Below are 15,207 nucleotides of genomic sequence, written 5' to 3'. Positions count from 1 at the left end.
ATATGTCAAAATCGTTATACATTGCAGAAAAACCAAGTGTGGCCCAGGAGTTTGCAAATGCTTTAAAGGCGAATGGACGGCGCAGGGATGGATATATAGAATCGGATCAGGTGATCATAACCTGGTGCGTAGGGCATCTGGTAACGATGAGCTATCCGGAAAGCTATGATCCAAAATTCAAGCGGTGGAGCCTTTCCACCCTTCCTTTTCTTCCCAGGGAATTTAAGTACGAGGTGATCCCAAACGCTGAAAAGCAATTTAAGATTGTAAGCAGTCTGCTGAACCGCCCTGATGTGGAGACCATTTATGTGTGCACGGACTCCGGGCGGGAAGGAGAGTACATATACCGTCTGGTGGCGCAGATGGCAGGGGTCAGGGACAAGAAGCAGAAGCGTGTGTGGATTGATTCCCAGACAGAGGAAGAGATTTTAAGAGGCATCCGGGAAGCAAAGGATGAATCCGAATACGATAATCTTTCGGCCTCCGCCTATTTAAGGGCAAAAGAAGATTATCTCATGGGAATTAATTTTTCCCGATTGCTTACACTAAGATATGGGCAGAACATTTCCAATTACTTAAAAAGCGGGAAGAATACGGTAATATCCGTCGGCAGGGTCATGACCTGTGTCATGGGAATGGTGGTACGGAGAGAACGGGAGATCAGGGAGTTTGTTAAAACCCCGTTTTACCGTGTAATCGGAACCTTTTCCAGAGAGGATGCAGCAAACCCGGAACTACCGGGTATGGATTTTGACGGGGAGTGGAAAAGCGCCCCCGGATCCAGGTATTTTGAATCCCCGTTCCTTTATAAGGAAAATGGCTTTAAGGAACGAAAATACGCAGAAGAGCTGATCAGTACCCTGTCTCTTATGAATCCCATGGAAGGAACCGTTGCTTCCATAGAAAAGAAAAAGGAAACAAAGAATCCTCCCTTGCTTTACAATCTGGCTGAGCTTCAGAATGACTGTTCCAGAATGTTTAAGATCAGCCCTGATGAGACCTTGAAGCTGGTTCAGCAGCTTTATGAAAAGAAGATGGTCACTTACCCAAGAACCGATGCCAGAGTTTTATCCACGGCGGTTGCAAAGGAAATCCATAAGAACATTGCCGGGCTTAAGGGCTTTGAACCTATGGCGGAAGCGGCGGCAGAGGTTATGGAGAAGGGGTCCTACAAGACCATTGAAAAAACCAGGTACGTTAATGATAAGCAGATAACGGACCATTATGCCATCATACCCACCGGTCAGGGACTGGCCGCATTAAGGGGACTCTCTCCCCTGGGACTGAAGGTTTATGAGGTCATAGCAAGAAGATTTATAAGCGTCTTTTATCCGCCGGCTGTCTATCAGAAATATGCACTGGAGCTTGTGGCAGATACAGAGCCGGCACCGGTTAACCAGGTGCCGGGCAAGGAACATTTCTATGCCAATTTCCGTGTCATGCTGGAAGCAGGCTATTTAAAGGTCGCCGAGGTATCCTGGGGGAAAAAGAAGCAGCAGGATGAAGGAAAAGCAGAAGCGCCCTCTGAAGACAGCGGACAGGAGGAAAACAATCCGGAATCCTCTCAAAATCAAATGGATAATCCCGCATTTATTGCCATGCTTGGAACCCTGAAAAAGGGGATGAAGCTTTCTCTTAAAAAGCTGCAGATTAAGGAAGGAGAAACCTCCCCGCCCAAGCGCTATACATCCGGTTCCATGATCTTAGCCATGGAAAACGCCGGACAGCTTATAGAAGATGAAGAGCTCCGCGCCCAGATAAAGGGAAGCGGAATAGGAACCAGTGCTACCCGGGCTGAGATTTTAAAAAAGCTGTTTCATATCAAGTATCTTTCTTTAAACAGCAAGACTCAGGTAATTGTTCCCACTCTTTTGGGAGAAATGATTTTTGATGTAGTCAATGCTTCCATCAGACAGCTCCTTAATCCGGAATTGACGGCAAGCTGGGAAAAAGGGCTGAATTATGTGGCCGAGGGGACCATTACCCCGGAAGAATATATGCAGAAACTGGAGAATTTTGTTGCCGGGCGGACCGCAGGAGTTTTAAGGCTCAACAATCATTACGATCTGCATGGTGTATTTGATGCTGCGGCAGCTAATTATAAAAAACAAAAATAGGAGATTATAAAATGAAAAAAGAAGATATGACAAACCAGGACTTATTTGATACCACCCATACCATAGCCAAATTATTATTTGAACAGACCACTTATCCATGGGAAATTCTTCCGAAAATCAGTGACTTCATCGTTTCCCTGGGAGAGCGTCTTCCAAAGGATGAGTATGTTCACGTAGGAAAAGCGGTGTGGATTCATAAATCCATAAATCTTCCGCCAACAGCCTGTATGGGTGAGCATGTAATCATCTGCAAGGGCGCACAGATCCGTCATTGTGCATTCATCAGAGGCAATGCCATCATAGGAGAAGGTGCTGTAATAGGAAACTCTTCTGAAATTAAGAATTCCATTCTTTTTGACGGTGTACAGGTTCCTCACTATAACTATGTAGGAGATTCCATTTTAGGTTATAAGTCTCATATGGGCGCTTCTTCTCTGGCTTCCAACGTAAAAACCGATAAGTCTCTTGTTACAGTTCATGCAGAAGACGGGGATATTGAGACAGGACTTAAGAAATTCGGCGCGATCATTGGCGATTTCACTGAAATTGGCTGCGGTGCAGTCTTAAATCCAGGAACCGTAATCGGACCGAAATCCATTGTTTATCCTCTTTCCTGTGTCAGAAGCTGTGTTGACGCGAATTCCATCTATAAGAATCAGGGAGAAATCGTAGAGAAAAAAATTATTGAGGAATAAGGAACAATACAATGGATAAACAACACACTGCGGCGAAGAACGGTACCTTTGGTTCACGGATCGGGTTTATTCTCGCCTCTGTTGGCTCTGCGGTAGGTATGGGGAACATCTGGATGTTTCCCTACCGCCTGGGGCAGTATGGGGGAGCTGCTTTTTTACTGGTGTATTTCGGCTTTATTTTTTTGTTTGGTATAGTCGGGCTTTCCGGCGAGTTTGCTTTTGGAAGGCTGACTGGGACAGGCCCTATTGGTTCCTATGATTATGCCATGAAGACCAGAGGAAAAAAGGGCGGAGCATTTCTTGGAGCCATTCCTTTGATTGGCTCTCTTGGCATTGCCATTGGCTATGCTATTATTGTAGGCTGGGTTCTTAAGTATCTGTTTGGTTCCCTGACCGGTGTAATGATGAATACGGATGCAAAGGAATACTTTTCCGGCATGACAGGAAAATTCGGCAGTGTGCCCTGGCATTTTCTTGTGGTGGTCATTACTGTAGCAGTACTGACAGGGGGCGTTTTAAAGGGCATTGAAAAAGTGAATGCAATCATGATGCCGTCTTTTTTTATTTTGTTTGCGATCATTGCAATACGGGTGTTTTTTCTTCCAGGCTCTCTGGCCGGCTATGAATATCTGCTGGTTCCCAGGTGGGAGTACTTACTGAAGCCGGAAACCTGGGTGATGGCCATGGGACAGGCATTCTTTTCCTTATCCATTACAGGCTCCGGAATGGTCATTTACGGAAGCTATCTGGATAAAAAGGAGGATATTCCCAAGGCAGCCCTTACTACCGCGCTACTTGATACAATTGCAGCGCTTTTGGCTGGTTTTGCCATTATTCCGGCGGTCTTTGCCTTCCAGATGGATCCTGCAAGCGGTCCTCCCCTTATGTTCATCACAGTCCCAAAGGTATTTTCCATGATTCCGGCAGGAAGATGGGTGGCAGTGCTGTTTTTCCTCTCTGTGTTGTTTGCCGGGGTGACTTCTTTGGTAAACATGCTTGAGGTGTGCTCGGAGGCTGTTCAGACCCACCTTCACTTGTCCCGTAAAAAGTCCATTTTCCTGGTAGGGGCCGCAGTATTTATTCCCGGGCTTTTCATAGAATATGAGCCGTATATGGGATTCTTTATGGATTTGATAACAATATACGTAGTTCCTTTTGGTGCTGTTTTATGCTCCATCATGATTTACTGGGTTTTAAAAGACGGCAGGATCATGGAAGAATTAAACAGGGGACGGAAGAAGCCTTTAGGGGCAGCTTATCTTTTTACTGCAAAATTCGTTTATGTTTTTCTTGCTGCATTGGTGTTTGCACTTAGCATTCTATATAAAGGAATCGGATAAAAATATCTAAAAGAAACGCGCATGAAGCGGCTTAATATGCCAAATCAATGCGCGTTTTTTGAATTTCTTTTTTGTCTGCTATTTTGTACCGAAGATTCTATCCCCTGCATCACCAAGGCCAGGACAGATATAGGCGTTTTCATTTAACTGGCGGTCCAGATGTCCGATGTAGATCTGTATGTCCGGATGTGCCTCACGAAGCTTCTCTAAGCCTTCTGGAGCAGCGATAATGGCCATGAACTTGATATTCCTTCCGCCGTGCTGTTTAATGAAATCCACAGCAGCGATTGCGGAACCTCCGGTTGCCAGCATGGGATCGGTGACAACAATGGTTCTCTGCTCAATAGGGCTTGGCAGCTTACAGTAGTATTCGTGAGGTTCATGGGTAACTTCATCACGATAAAGGCCGATGTGGCCCACTTTTGCGGAGGGAACCAAGGCCAGGATTCCGTTGACCATGCCCAGTCCTGCACGAAGAATAGGAACGACAGCCATTTTTTTACCGGCAATCATAGGAGTCATGCAGGTCTCAATGGGAGTTTCCACCTCTACATCCTGCAAGGGGAGATCTCTTAAAGCTTCAAATCCCATCAGCATTGCAATCTCTTCGATGAGAGCGCGGAACTCATTGGTTCCTGTCCTCTTATCTCTTAAAATAGAGATCTTGTGCTGAATAAGCGGGTGGGTAAAAACAGTTACATTGTCCATTGAAAAGTCCATAATAGTTTTAAATCCTTTCTTTATTCTCTTAGTGTATCAGGAGTTTCCGGCGATATGGGGTTCCTAAGAACTCCGATTATGACTGCTGGAAACAGACCTGAAATGTTTCATGAAATGGGGCTTGCTTTAACATTAAGTTCTCCAAGCTGTGGGAATCCAAGTCAAAATACCGCAAAAATAATTCCACCCTGTGCTAAAGGCCGATTTCCTGGGATCACGGTTCCTTCCGGTCGGATAACTGCGGTAGCAGCGGCCGGAAAAGCGAAGGAGGAACCAGGGAATACAGGAACCTTAAATTTAGTACAGCAGTGGAATACTAAGGCGCCAACACTTAAAGAAAATAATGCCGGCGATGGAATGAAGCTTATCAGTAAGGGTATGCACGGCAGCGCCGGATATAGGGAACAGGTGCTGGATGCTGAGCGGATAATCCCGGGTTGTCAGTTTTTCGTTGTTACTCATTATTCTACCCCATTTCTTTTTATTTTCCGTCCTATTTTATCAAAGAAAGGGGTAAAAGGCAACTATTTTTCCTATTTTGTCTCAGGAGTATATTTTATCAGCGCAAAATCCCCCAGGCTGTGAGGAACTGGAATGGAAATAATAATGGTGCCGTGATCTTCATAGCTGAAGGATTCCGGAAAAGCAGGAGTGGAGTCTGAGGATACTGATTCCATGGGAAAATCCGCTTGTTTGAACATTGTCGCATATGTTTCCTGACTTGTTTGAGCAAGGAAAGGAATTAAGGCTTCTGTAAGTTCAGGAGAGGCATCGTAGAACTGGCAGTCATCGGAACGGATGTATTCAGCCAGCACATTTGGATCGGCATAATCTTTGAGTCTTATATTCTTTGCCTGAGATATATCAACTGTGTTGGTAAAAAACACATTGACCGGATGAGCTGCTCCAGCCCCGGAAATAAGTCCGGTGTATATGGCAGTGATCCGCTTCCTGTCTACGGAGTTTACCTTGGCTGTAACAGAAAGGCTGTCCTTTTCTTTGTTGATGGAATAGGCCTTTAATATCTTCAGGGCATTGCTTTTTAACAGAGAGTTGATTTTTTCCTCTGCTGCGCTATCCTCCAAACCAGAGATAGCAGGATATTCAATGGAAACATTTCCTTCCTTATAGGTGTGCAGGACAGCAGTGATGCCGGAGGAAGAAGTGCTGTTGTTTGTTTCCATTTGCTGAGCCTGATTATCAGGGTTTTCGATTTTTACAGGCTCTGATGCTTCCGTGGCAGAGGGCTCGGATTCTCCGTCCGCAGCGGCAGAGGTGCCTGGCAAATTGGTCTTAACATAATTCTTTTGTCCGCAGCCGCTTAAAATCAGGGCGCAGATGATGAAAAGGGCTGGGATAACTGTGCTTCGTTTCATAGGATTACCTTCCTTCATTTTTGCGGATTTTTTACAGTATATCACAAATATTGGGGCTGTGGCCGGGATTTTCCCCGAATTAAGAAAAAAATAGGAAATTATTGGAAATGGGTGCTGCCAGACAGAGAAAAGGCCCTGGAAATCTGATTTTCTCAGATCTCCAGAGCCTTGCTCCCTGCCAAGGGTGTAGTGCCGGCAGTGGGACTTGAACCCACACGATGTTGCCATCAACGGATTTTGAGTCCGCCTCGTCTGCCATTCCGACATGCCGGCATTTCCTTACAACGCTCATTATTTTATCATAGGATTTTCCATTTGGCAAGTGTTTTTTTGTGATTATTAAATTGAAAATGAACAAAATATATTGTATGATAGACAGAAGATGTATTTAAGGAGGTGTCAGGACCATGACATGTAAGGAAGTAGAACGTCTGGTCATGCCATACATCAATGATGAACTGACGGACGACGAACTGGGGGAATTCCTGGAACATTTGGAGTCCTGTCCGGATTGCCGGGAAGAGCTGGAAATATACTTTACTGTGGATGTGGGAATCAGGGAGCTGGATTCTGAAACGGGGAATTATAATATAAAAGGAGCGCTGGAGTCAGCCATAGAACAGTCCAGACAAAGGCTTCAGGTCATTCGATGTATTAAAATCGCCAGGTATGCGGTAGCTACGGTCAGCGCAATGGCGCTGATTTTTACAGTCCTTCTGCAATGCCGGATCTGGATGCAGTGGGGCTTACTATGATGGGAAAATGTACCCTGCGGGTATACCTTTACGCCCGATATAGCGGGGCGAACTTTGCCCAAAAAGCGTGGGCAGGAAAGAGGAAACATGAGCAGAAAAAAGATAGTATTAGTAGATGGAAGCAGTATGCTAAGGAACGCCTTTTATGGACTTCCTTCCAATGGAGCGAAAGGTATTCAAAGCCTGATCATGAAGCTTTTGGAGGCAAAAGAAGCGGACTACCTGGCTGTTGCCTTTGATTCTGAAACAGAAGGTAAAAAGGAATCATATAAAAATACAGCAGTGTACGAAGGGCTTTTAAAGGAGGACGAGGGGTTAAGGGAAACGCTGCTTACCCTGGATATTTCTGTTCTTAAAAAGGAAGGATATACTTCAACCGATATTTTGGCTTCATTGGCAAAACGGTGCCAGGAGGAAGATGGGGAAGTCGTGATTCTGTCTGATGAGCGAACGCTTTTACAGGCAGTAGAAGAACATGTGACCCTTAAGCTTCCTGCTGTCGGGGAAGAGGGACTGGAGTTTAAATCCTATTCCCCAGAGCTTGTACGGGAAGAATTTGGCCTGGAGCCAGAGGCTCTTGCAGGTGTTTTTGCACTGGCAGGAGAATGGGGAATCGGTGAGAAAACTGCCTGTCAGCTGATAAGGGAACATCACAGCGTTGAAAATATTTATAATCATATAGAAGCAATAGAATCCCAGAGAATCCGGGAAGCACTTACCGGGAATCAGGAAGCAGTAAGGCGGAAGGAAGCTCTTACTGCCCTTCGCAGGGATTGCGATATCCGCCTGGATTATACGAAAACCCTTGAACAGGCGGAGATTCAAAAAATTATTGATATGGATTTCGTTCCGGCCTCTTTTCCGGGAGAAGAGGAGGAACCGTCCCTGGAATCAGGCTTCTATGCAGTTACAGACCTTTCAGAGGCTGAGTCCATATTCTTAAAGTGCGCAGCCGGCAGCCGGCTGGGGCTGCAGCTGGTGGTTGAGGACAAGGCCGTATCAGCCCTGTCTCTTTGCCTCAGTGAGACAGAAGTGTACTGCTTTATCCCTCAGGGAACTCTTGAGCCGGAATACCTGGCAGAGAAAGCAGAGGAGATCTGTAAAAGGGCAGGGCAGACAACTGTCATTCATTTAAAGAGCCAGCTTGCGTTTTTAAAGCTTATGCCGGAAAGCCCGGTATTTGATGCGGGCGTTGCCGGATATCTGCTAAATCCGTTAAAGGATTCCTATGAATACAATGATCTGGCGGAGGATTACCTGGACCTTTCCATCCCATCCAAAACAGAGCTTTTGGGAAAAGGCTCTGTTAAGTACGCGCTGGAGGAAAACAGGGAAAAGGCTGTTTCCTGCATCTGTTATATGTCCTATGTGGCCTTTAAATGTCATGACCTGCTTTGTGAGTCACTTAAAAAGGCAGCCATGGATAAGCTGTTCTATGAAATTGAAATGCCTTTGATTTACAGCCTGTTTCATATGGAGGAAGCAGGAATCCGTGTGGAAAGGGAACGCCTGAAAGAATATGGCGACCGCTTAAAGGTCCGTATTGCAGAATTGGAGCAGAAGATATATGAAGAAACGGGAGAAACCTTTAACATCAATTCTCCCAAGCAGCTGGGAGAGGTACTTTTTGACCATATGAAGATTCCGGGAGGAAAAAAGACAAAAACCGGTTATTCAACAGCAGCGGATGTATTGGAAAAGCTGGCATCTGACTGGCCTGCGGTCAACTTAATCCTGGATTACAGACAGCTGACCAAATTAAATTCCACTTACGCAGACGGGCTGGCAGCCTACATTGGTCCGGATGAGCGGATTCACGGAACCTTTAACCAGACGATCACAGCTACAGGAAGAATCAGCAGTACGGAACCTAATTTACAGAATATTCCGGTCCGAATGGAGCTGGGAAGGGAAATCAGAAAGGTTTTCGTGCCTCAGGAGGGCTGCCTGTTTGTTGATGCGGACTATTCCCAGATTGAACTGAGAGTGCTGGCTCATATGTCAGGAGACCAGCGCCTGATCGGGGCCTACCGTCAGGCGGAGGATATCCATGCCATCACGGCTTCCCAGGTGTTTCATGTTCCCCTTGATGAGGTGACTCCTCTTCAGCGAAGGAACGCAAAGGCTGTAAACTTCGGTATTGTATATGGAATCAGTTCCTTTGGATTGAGTGAGGGCTTAAGCATCACCAGAAAAGAGGCTTCGGAATACATCAGCAAATATTTTGAAACCTATCCGGGAGTGAAATCATTTTTAGATGGTCTTGTGGCTGAGGCAAAAGAACAGGGCTATGCGGTCAGCATGTTTGGCAGACGCCGTCCCGTTCCTGAACTGAAATCCTCCAACTTCATGCAGCGCTCTTTTGGGGAACGGGTTGCCATGAATTCTCCCATTCAGGGCACTGCGGCAGACATTATCAAGATAGCCATGATCCGTGTGGACAATGCCCTGAAAAAACAGGGATTAAAATCCCGGATCGTCCTGCAGGTTCACGATGAACTTCTCATTGAAGCATATCAGGATGAGGTTGATAAAGTAAAAGAGCTTCTGGTGGAAGAAATGAAGCATGCGGCAGAGCTTGCAGTATCCCTTGAGGTGGAGGCTAATGTAGGGGATTCCTGGTTTGATGCAAAGTAAAATATCTTTCAGACTTCTACAAGGTATTTTATGGGCTGTCGCCGGATAGGTAAGGAGCCTTGTCCGGCGGGGCGTTGCCTTCATGAGAATAAAGGGTTGGTGTTAGGATGAGAGTGATTGGATTGACCGGAGGGATCGGAGCCGGAAAAAGCCTGGTTCTTTCTATTTTAAAGGAGGAATACGGTGCGGAAGTGATCAAAGCGGATGAATTAGCCCATGAGCTGATGGAGCCGGGAAAAGAAGGGTATCTGGCTGTGACAGAAGCTCTGGGGGAGGGCCTTCTAAATTCCGATGGAACCATTGACCGTAAAGCCCTGGCCACACGTATTTTTCAGGATGACAGGGCAAGGAAAACCGTGGATGACATCATTCACCCTATGGTATGGAAAACCATAAGGGATAAAATTTCTGCTTCCCAAGCAGAGCTTATTGTGGTAGAATTTGCAATTATGAATGAAAAAATGGATGACAGCTGGGAGGAGATGTGGTACGTTCGTGCGTCAATGGAGAACAGGATCCGCCGTTTGGCGGAAAACAGGGGCTATACGAGGGAGCATTCGGAACGCATCATAGCGAGTCAGGCCTCTGAATCGGAGTTTTTAAAACGCTGTACGCGGGTGATTGAAAATGACGGTTCCATGGAAGATGTGAAAAGCCAACTGGCTGAAATATTGTAAAGCAGAGGAAAACACCCTGCGGGTATACCATTATCCCCGGAAAGCAGGGCTGAAAAGAGGAAAGAATGAGATTGGTAAGTATTGCAAGCGGAAGCAGCGGAAACTGCATTTATGTGGGCTCTGATTCCACACATATCCTGGTGGATGCCGGGATAAGCAACAAACGGATCCAGCAGGGATTAAATGAGATAGGAATAAAGGGTAGTGAACTTACCGGAATCGTCATTACCCATGAACATTCCGACCATACAAAAGGGCTTGGAGTCCTTGCCAGAAAATATGGGGTTCCTATTTATGGGACAAGAGAGACCCTGGAAGAGATATCAAAACAGAAGTATCTGGGGGAATATCCCAGGGAGTTATTTTGTGCCATCAGGCCTGACGTGGATTTTAATGTGGGGGATCTGGAAGTCAAGCCCTTTTCCATTGACCATGATGCGTCAAATCCGGTGGCTTACAGGATCCAGCATGACCACAAGTCTGTTGCGGTTGCCACGGATATGGGACATTACGACCAGTATATTATCGAGCATCTTCAGGGACTTGATGCAGTGCTTTTAGAATCCAATCACGATGTGAATATGCTGCAGGCAGGACCCTATCCCTACTATCTGAAACGCCGGATCCTGGGAGATCACGGACACCTTTCCAATGAGAATGCGGGGCGGCTTTTGTGCTGTATTCTCCATGATAATTTAAAAAAGGTACTGCTGGGCCATTTAAGCAAGGAGAATAATTATGAAGAGCTTGCTTATGAGACCGTAAGGCTGGAGATCACAGAAGGAGATAATCCATATAAAGCATCGGATTTTTACATAGAGGTTGCAAAAAGAGATCAGATGTCAGAAATTATCACCGTATAGTCTAATGAAAGAGGAGAAACATTATGAACAAAACGATTATTACAGTAGTTGGAAAAGATACCGTAGGAATCATAGCAAAGATTTGTACTTATCTGGCAGGCAACCAGGTGAACATATTGGATATTTCCCAGACCATTGTTCAGGGCTTCTTTAATATGATGATGATTGTGGATATCAATGACGCAACAAAGCCTTTCGGGGAGCTGGCTGACGAGCTGGAACAGATTGGTGATGAAATCGGAGTAAAGGTAAAATGCCAGCGTGAGGAAATTTTTACCAGCATGCACCGTATCTGATGACAAGTTCAAGGCTTAAGAAAAGGATGGGTTCCCGATATGTTAAATATGTTTGAAGTGAATGAAACCAATAAAATGATCGACCAGGAGCTGCTTGATGTACGTACCATTACCATGGGCATCAGCCTTCTTGACTGCAGTGACAGTGACTTAAACGCGGTGAATGAAAAAATATACAATAAAATCACAACCGTTGCAAAAGACCTTGTGGCAGTGGGAAAGGAGATTGAAAAGGATTTTGCAATTCCCATTGTAAATAAAAGAATTTCTGTAACTCCCATTGCTATAGTCGGCGGAGCGGCCTGTAAAAGTCCGGAAGATTTTGTGACCATTGCACAGACCCTTGACCGTGCAGCAAAGGAAGTGGGCGTGAATTTCATCGGCGGCTATTCTGCCCTGGTGAGCAAAGGAATGACAGCGGCGGATGAACACCTGATCCGTTCCATACCTGAAGCTCTTGCCTGCACAGACCGTGTATGCAGCTCTGTCAATGTAGGTTCCACAAAAACAGGCATTAACATGGATGCAGTGGCCCTTATGGGTGAGACCGTAGTGGAAACGGCAAAGGCCACCAAGGACATTGATTCCCTCGGCTGCGCCAAGCTGGTGGTATTCTGCAATGCGCCGGATGATAATCCTTTTATGGCAGGAGCGTTCCACGGGGTGACGGAAGCGGATGTCATCATTAATGTGGGAGTCAGCGGTCCGGGAGTTGTTAAGACTGCAATTGAAGCGGCCAGGGGAAAGGATTTTGAGGTCCTCTGCGAGACGATTAAGAAAACCGCCTTTAAGATAACCCGTGTGGGCCAGCTGGTTGCCCAGGAGGCGTCAAAAAGGCTGAATGTTCCTTTTGGAATCATTGATTTATCTCTTGCACCGACTCCTGCCGTTGGCGACAGCGTGGCTGAAATCCTGGAAGAGATCGGCCTGGAACGGGTAGGTGCACCGGGCACCACAGCAGCCCTTGCCCTGTTAAATGACCAGGTAAAAAAAGGCGGCGTCATGGCTTCTTCCTATGTAGGCGGTTTAAGCGGCGCGTTTATTCCGGTCAGCGAGGATCAGGGAATGATCGATGCAGTAGCCATGGGAGCCTTGAACATAGAGAAGCTGGAAGCAATGACTTGCGTCTGCTCGGTTGGCCTTGATATGATCGCAATTCCGGGAGATACACCTGCCACAACCATTGCAGGTATTATTGCAGACGAATCCGCCATCGGTATGGTAAACCAGAAGACCACCGCAGTCCGCATTATCCCGGTTATTGGTAAATCCGTTGGAGAAACAGTGGAATTCGGCGGTTTATTAGGATATGCTCCTGTTATGCCGGTCAGCCGGTACTCCTGTGAAAAATTCATAACCAGAGGCGGACGGATTCCGGCGCCCATTCACAGCTTTAAAAATTAATTGCCCTGGAGGAAGGATACAGGAGATGAATATTTATTTAATTCGCCATGGAAGGCAGAGCAGCAAACTCTGTAATGTTGATGTGGATCTATCCGAGGCAGGCCGCCGCCAGGCGGCATTAGTCGGGGAACGGCTGGCTTCCAAGGGTATTGAAGCAGTATATTCCAGCCATTTGATCCGGGCTGTGGAAACTGCCAGAGAGGCAAACCGCTATTGGAATGGAAAGCACATCATAAGGCAGGAACTTAGGGAGATTTCCTTTGGAGAAATGGAAGGCATGGCGGATGGGGACATAGCAGCAAGATTTAAAGATTTTAAGAAAGAGCAGGAACGGATGGAACAGGATTTGCCCTATCCTGGAGGCGAGAACGCCGGGGACGTAATAAAACGGGCCATTCCTGTCCTTGAAGAAATTGCTGCAAGCGGTTACCAGAATGTTGCAGTTGTGACTCACGGAGGAGTGATCCGCACTGTGACCACAGCACTGCTTCATATGGAGCCGAAATATTACCGCCTCCTTGGAAATTCCCTTGAGAACTGCAGCATCACGGAAGTGTGCTGGAATGAAAAAACAGGGCGTTTTTTCATGGAACGATTTAATGATTTTGCACATCTGGAACCTTATCCGGAGCTTTTGCGGGTAAGCTGGGTGGATGCAGAAAACTGAAAGCAGAAACACCCTGGGGGTGTACCTTATGCCCAAAGAACATGGGCAGGAAAGAAAGGAATTGCCTGATTTTATGGAACAAAAGGAACAAGAACATTTAATTCAAATAGTCAGAGAATTTCTCGATGAAAATCTGCTTCGGATCGTAATCAGCAATCCATCGGATAAGCAGGGCGTTTCCAAGGTAAAGGTACGCCCGCTTTTGCTAAAGAAAAGCCTGGTTTTTCAGGCGGAGGAGCTGGTGGGAAACCAGGCCTTTCATAAGAATTATTCTGCAGAGGAATGCATAACCTATATTGCAGACCTGTTAGATGGTAAGCTGCGCCAGATGGAGCTGGAATCCCGTAAAGGCCAGGTAAGAGTTCTGGTGAGCAAAAAGGGAAGTCTCAGCATCAAGGTGAAGCGGCAGCAGAAAATTGAGGCACCTTCCCCAGTCCCTCAGCATAACAGACAGAAGAGCTACATTATAAAGGAAGGAACGCCGGTTCCCTTTCTGGTGGACTTAGGAGTTATGACGGCGGAAGGAAAAGTCATTGCTTCAAAGTATGATAAATTTCGTCAGATCAACCGTTTTTTGGAATTTATTGAGGATATCCTTCCCAGGCTTGACAAGAACAGAGAAAATGTGATCATTGATTTTGGCTGCGGAAAATCCTATCTGACCTTTGCCATGTATTACTATCTCCATGAGCTGAAAGGGTATTTGATCCGCGTCATCGGGCTGGATTTAAAGCAGACGGTCATTGACGACTGTAACCGTCTGGGAGAACGGTATGGATATGATATGTTAAAATTTTATCATGGAGATATCGCTTCCTATGAGGGAGTGGACCATGTAGATATGGTAGTGACCCTTCACGCCTGTGATACTGCTACGGATTATGCCCTGGCAAAGGCGGTCCGATGGGGGGCTTCTGTCATTTTATCGGTTCCCTGCTGTCAGCATGAGCTGAACAAAACCATGCATCAGGAGCTTATGGCTCCCGTATTCCAATATGGACTGATCCGGGAACGGATGGCCGCCCTTTATACCGATGCCCTCAGGGCAGAAATTCTGGAAAACCAGGGATACCGTACCCAGATCCTGGAATTCATTGACATGGAGCACACTCCGAAGAATATTCTGATCAGGGGAGTAAAACAGGGAGGAAGGAAAGATAACCGCAGTGAGATCCAGGAAATCATGGGATTTCTCCATGGGAAGCTGACCCTTGCAGATCTGCTGTTAAAAGAGGATAGGAAATAGAAAGCAGATGGTAATTTTTGGTCATTTGTGGTATGATATAACAAACAGCTTAAGGAGGAGTAATCAGTGCCTTTCATCAACTCTAAAGTAAATGTCACATTATCAGAAGAAGAAAAAACAGCACTAAAAACAAGACTTGGACAGGCCATCAGCCTCATTCCCGGTAAATCGGAAAGCTGGCTCATGATTGGTTTTGAAGATAACTGTTCCCTTTATTTTAAAGGGAAAAATAATACAAAGCTGGCTTTTGTGGAAGTGAAGATTTTTGGACATGCATCAGAACGGGATTACGACCGGCTGACTGTTGAAATCTGTAAAATCTATAAGGATGTGCTTTCCATTGCCCAGGATAAAATTTATGTAAAATATGAGGAAGTGGATCACTGGGGTTGGAATGGAGGAAACTTTTAACTG

14 protein-coding genes and 1 tRNA gene are annotated in these 15,207 nt (G+C 46.0%); 12 read left to right on the top strand and 3 right to left on the bottom strand.

Annotated features, from left to right (window positions below):
* Window positions 1-2: 2 nt before the first annotated feature.
* Genes ABFV83_RS07570 through ABFV83_RS07560 form a run of 3 tightly spaced genes read left to right on the top strand, consistent with a single transcriptional unit; the run spans window position 3 to window position 4,152 of the window.
* A complete protein-coding gene (locus ABFV83_RS07570; protein ID WP_349948284.1) occupies window positions 3-2,117 on the top strand; it encodes a DNA topoisomerase in 2,115 nt (704 codons plus the stop codon).
* An 11-nt stretch (window positions 2,118-2,128) separates the two neighbouring features.
* Window positions 2,129-2,812 carry a UDP-N-acetylglucosamine pyrophosphorylase gene (locus ABFV83_RS07565; protein ID WP_349948283.1) on the top strand — a complete coding sequence of 228 codons (684 nt, stop codon included), beginning with the start codon at window positions 2,129-2,131 and terminating at the stop codon, window positions 2,810-2,812.
* Between the two features lie 11 nt (window positions 2,813-2,823).
* On the top strand, window positions 2,824-4,152 hold the full coding sequence (locus tag ABFV83_RS07560) for a sodium-dependent transporter (RefSeq protein ID WP_349948282.1): 1,329 nt from the start codon (window positions 2,824-2,826) through the stop codon (window positions 4,150-4,152).
* A gap of 78 nt (window positions 4,153-4,230) precedes the next feature.
* Here ABFV83_RS07560 and upp read toward each other — a convergent pair whose 3' ends face one another.
* The 3 genes from upp to ABFV83_RS07545 all read right to left on the bottom strand — a co-directional run bounded on the left by upp (window position 4,231) and on the right by ABFV83_RS07545 (window position 6,521).
* Entirely contained in the window at window positions 4,231-4,860 is a 630-nt protein-coding gene (upp, locus tag ABFV83_RS07555) for a uracil phosphoribosyltransferase (RefSeq protein ID WP_054737837.1), read from the bottom strand.
* 545 nt (window positions 4,861-5,405) lie between these two features.
* Window positions 5,406-6,248: a hypothetical protein gene (locus ABFV83_RS07550; protein ID WP_349948281.1), complete on the bottom strand. Its 843-nt coding sequence runs from the start codon at window positions 6,246-6,248 to the stop codon at window positions 5,406-5,408.
* A gap of 190 nt (window positions 6,249-6,438) precedes the next feature.
* Window positions 6,439-6,521: transfer RNA gene (locus tag ABFV83_RS07545), tRNA-Leu, on the bottom strand.
* A 134-nt stretch (window positions 6,522-6,655) separates the two neighbouring features.
* Between ABFV83_RS07545 and ABFV83_RS07540 the strand changes: the two genes are divergently transcribed.
* The 9 genes from ABFV83_RS07540 (at window position 6,656) to ABFV83_RS07500 (ending at window position 15,204) form a co-directional block, all read left to right on the top strand.
* Window positions 6,656-7,003, top strand: a complete 348-nt coding sequence (locus ABFV83_RS07540; protein WP_349948280.1) for a zf-HC2 domain-containing protein — start codon at window positions 6,656-6,658, stop codon at window positions 7,001-7,003.
* Between the two features lie 87 nt (window positions 7,004-7,090).
* Complete coding sequence (polA, locus tag ABFV83_RS07535; RefSeq protein WP_349948279.1) at window positions 7,091-9,640, top strand: DNA polymerase I; 2,550 nt, start codon at window positions 7,091-7,093, stop codon at window positions 9,638-9,640.
* 107 nt (window positions 9,641-9,747) lie between these two features.
* Complete coding sequence (gene coaE / locus ABFV83_RS07530) at window positions 9,748-10,317, top strand: dephospho-CoA kinase (protein WP_349948278.1); 570 nt, start codon at window positions 9,748-9,750, stop codon at window positions 10,315-10,317.
* Window positions 10,318-10,382: 65 nt separating this feature from the next.
* Window positions 10,383-11,180, top strand: coding sequence for an MBL fold metallo-hydrolase (locus ABFV83_RS07525; protein WP_349948277.1), 798 nt, complete (start codon window positions 10,383-10,385; stop codon window positions 11,178-11,180).
* Window positions 11,181-11,203: 23 nt separating this feature from the next.
* A complete protein-coding gene (locus tag ABFV83_RS07520; protein ID WP_054791792.1) occupies window positions 11,204-11,476 on the top strand; it encodes an ACT domain-containing protein in 273 nt (90 codons plus the stop codon).
* Between the two features lie 39 nt (window positions 11,477-11,515).
* Window positions 11,516-12,880: a PFL family protein gene (locus ABFV83_RS07515; protein WP_349948276.1), complete on the top strand. Its 1,365-nt coding sequence runs from the start codon at window positions 11,516-11,518 to the stop codon at window positions 12,878-12,880.
* Between the two features lie 25 nt (window positions 12,881-12,905).
* A complete protein-coding gene (locus ABFV83_RS07510; protein ID WP_349948275.1) occupies window positions 12,906-13,547 on the top strand; it encodes a histidine phosphatase family protein in 642 nt (213 codons plus the stop codon).
* Window positions 13,548-13,620: 73 nt separating this feature from the next.
* Window positions 13,621-14,793: an SAM-dependent methyltransferase gene (locus ABFV83_RS07505; protein ID WP_349948889.1), complete on the top strand. Its 1,173-nt coding sequence runs from the start codon at window positions 13,621-13,623 to the stop codon at window positions 14,791-14,793.
* A gap of 66 nt (window positions 14,794-14,859) precedes the next feature.
* A complete protein-coding gene (locus ABFV83_RS07500) occupies window positions 14,860-15,204 on the top strand; it encodes a phenylpyruvate tautomerase MIF-related protein (protein ID WP_349948274.1) in 345 nt (114 codons plus the stop codon).
* The last annotated feature ends 3 nt before the right edge of the window (window positions 15,205-15,207 follow it).

The organism is Lacrimispora sp. BS-2 (genome assembly GCF_040207125.1).
In the GTDB taxonomy this organism is placed as follows: Bacteria; Bacillota; Clostridia; order Lachnospirales; family Lachnospiraceae; genus Lacrimispora.
The sequence above is the reverse complement of the archived record's forward strand: the minus strand, read 5'-3'. Positions and strand labels throughout refer to the sequence as shown.

Bases quoted from the DNA above. Each gene is read 5' to 3' on its own strand.
- ABFV83_RS07570 (WP_349948284.1), top strand. From the start codon at position 3: ATGTCAAAATCGTTATACATTGCAGAAAAACCAAGTGTGGCCCAGGAG.
- ABFV83_RS07565 (WP_349948283.1), top strand. From the start codon at position 2,129: ATGAAAAAAGAAGATATGACAAACCAGGACTTATTTGATACCACCCAT.
- ABFV83_RS07560 (WP_349948282.1), top strand. From the start codon at position 2,824: ATGGATAAACAACACACTGCGGCGAAGAACGGTACCTTTGGTTCACGG.
- upp (WP_054737837.1), bottom strand. From the start codon at position 4,860: ATGGACAATGTAACTGTTTTTACCCACCCGCTTATTCAGCACAAGATC.
- ABFV83_RS07550 (WP_349948281.1), bottom strand. From the start codon at position 6,248: ATGAAACGAAGCACAGTTATCCCAGCCCTTTTCATCATCTGCGCCCTG.
- ABFV83_RS07540 (WP_349948280.1), top strand. From the start codon at position 6,656: ATGACATGTAAGGAAGTAGAACGTCTGGTCATGCCATACATCAATGAT.
- polA (WP_349948279.1), top strand. From the start codon at position 7,091: ATGAGCAGAAAAAAGATAGTATTAGTAGATGGAAGCAGTATGCTAAGG.
- coaE (WP_349948278.1), top strand. From the start codon at position 9,748: ATGAGAGTGATTGGATTGACCGGAGGGATCGGAGCCGGAAAAAGCCTG.
- ABFV83_RS07525 (WP_349948277.1), top strand. From the start codon at position 10,383: ATGAGATTGGTAAGTATTGCAAGCGGAAGCAGCGGAAACTGCATTTAT.
- ABFV83_RS07520 (WP_054791792.1), top strand. From the start codon at position 11,204: ATGAACAAAACGATTATTACAGTAGTTGGAAAAGATACCGTAGGAATC.
- ABFV83_RS07515 (WP_349948276.1), top strand. From the start codon at position 11,516: ATGTTAAATATGTTTGAAGTGAATGAAACCAATAAAATGATCGACCAG.
- ABFV83_RS07510 (WP_349948275.1), top strand. From the start codon at position 12,906: ATGAATATTTATTTAATTCGCCATGGAAGGCAGAGCAGCAAACTCTGT.
- ABFV83_RS07505 (WP_349948889.1), top strand. From the start codon at position 13,621: ATGGAACAAAAGGAACAAGAACATTTAATTCAAATAGTCAGAGAATTT.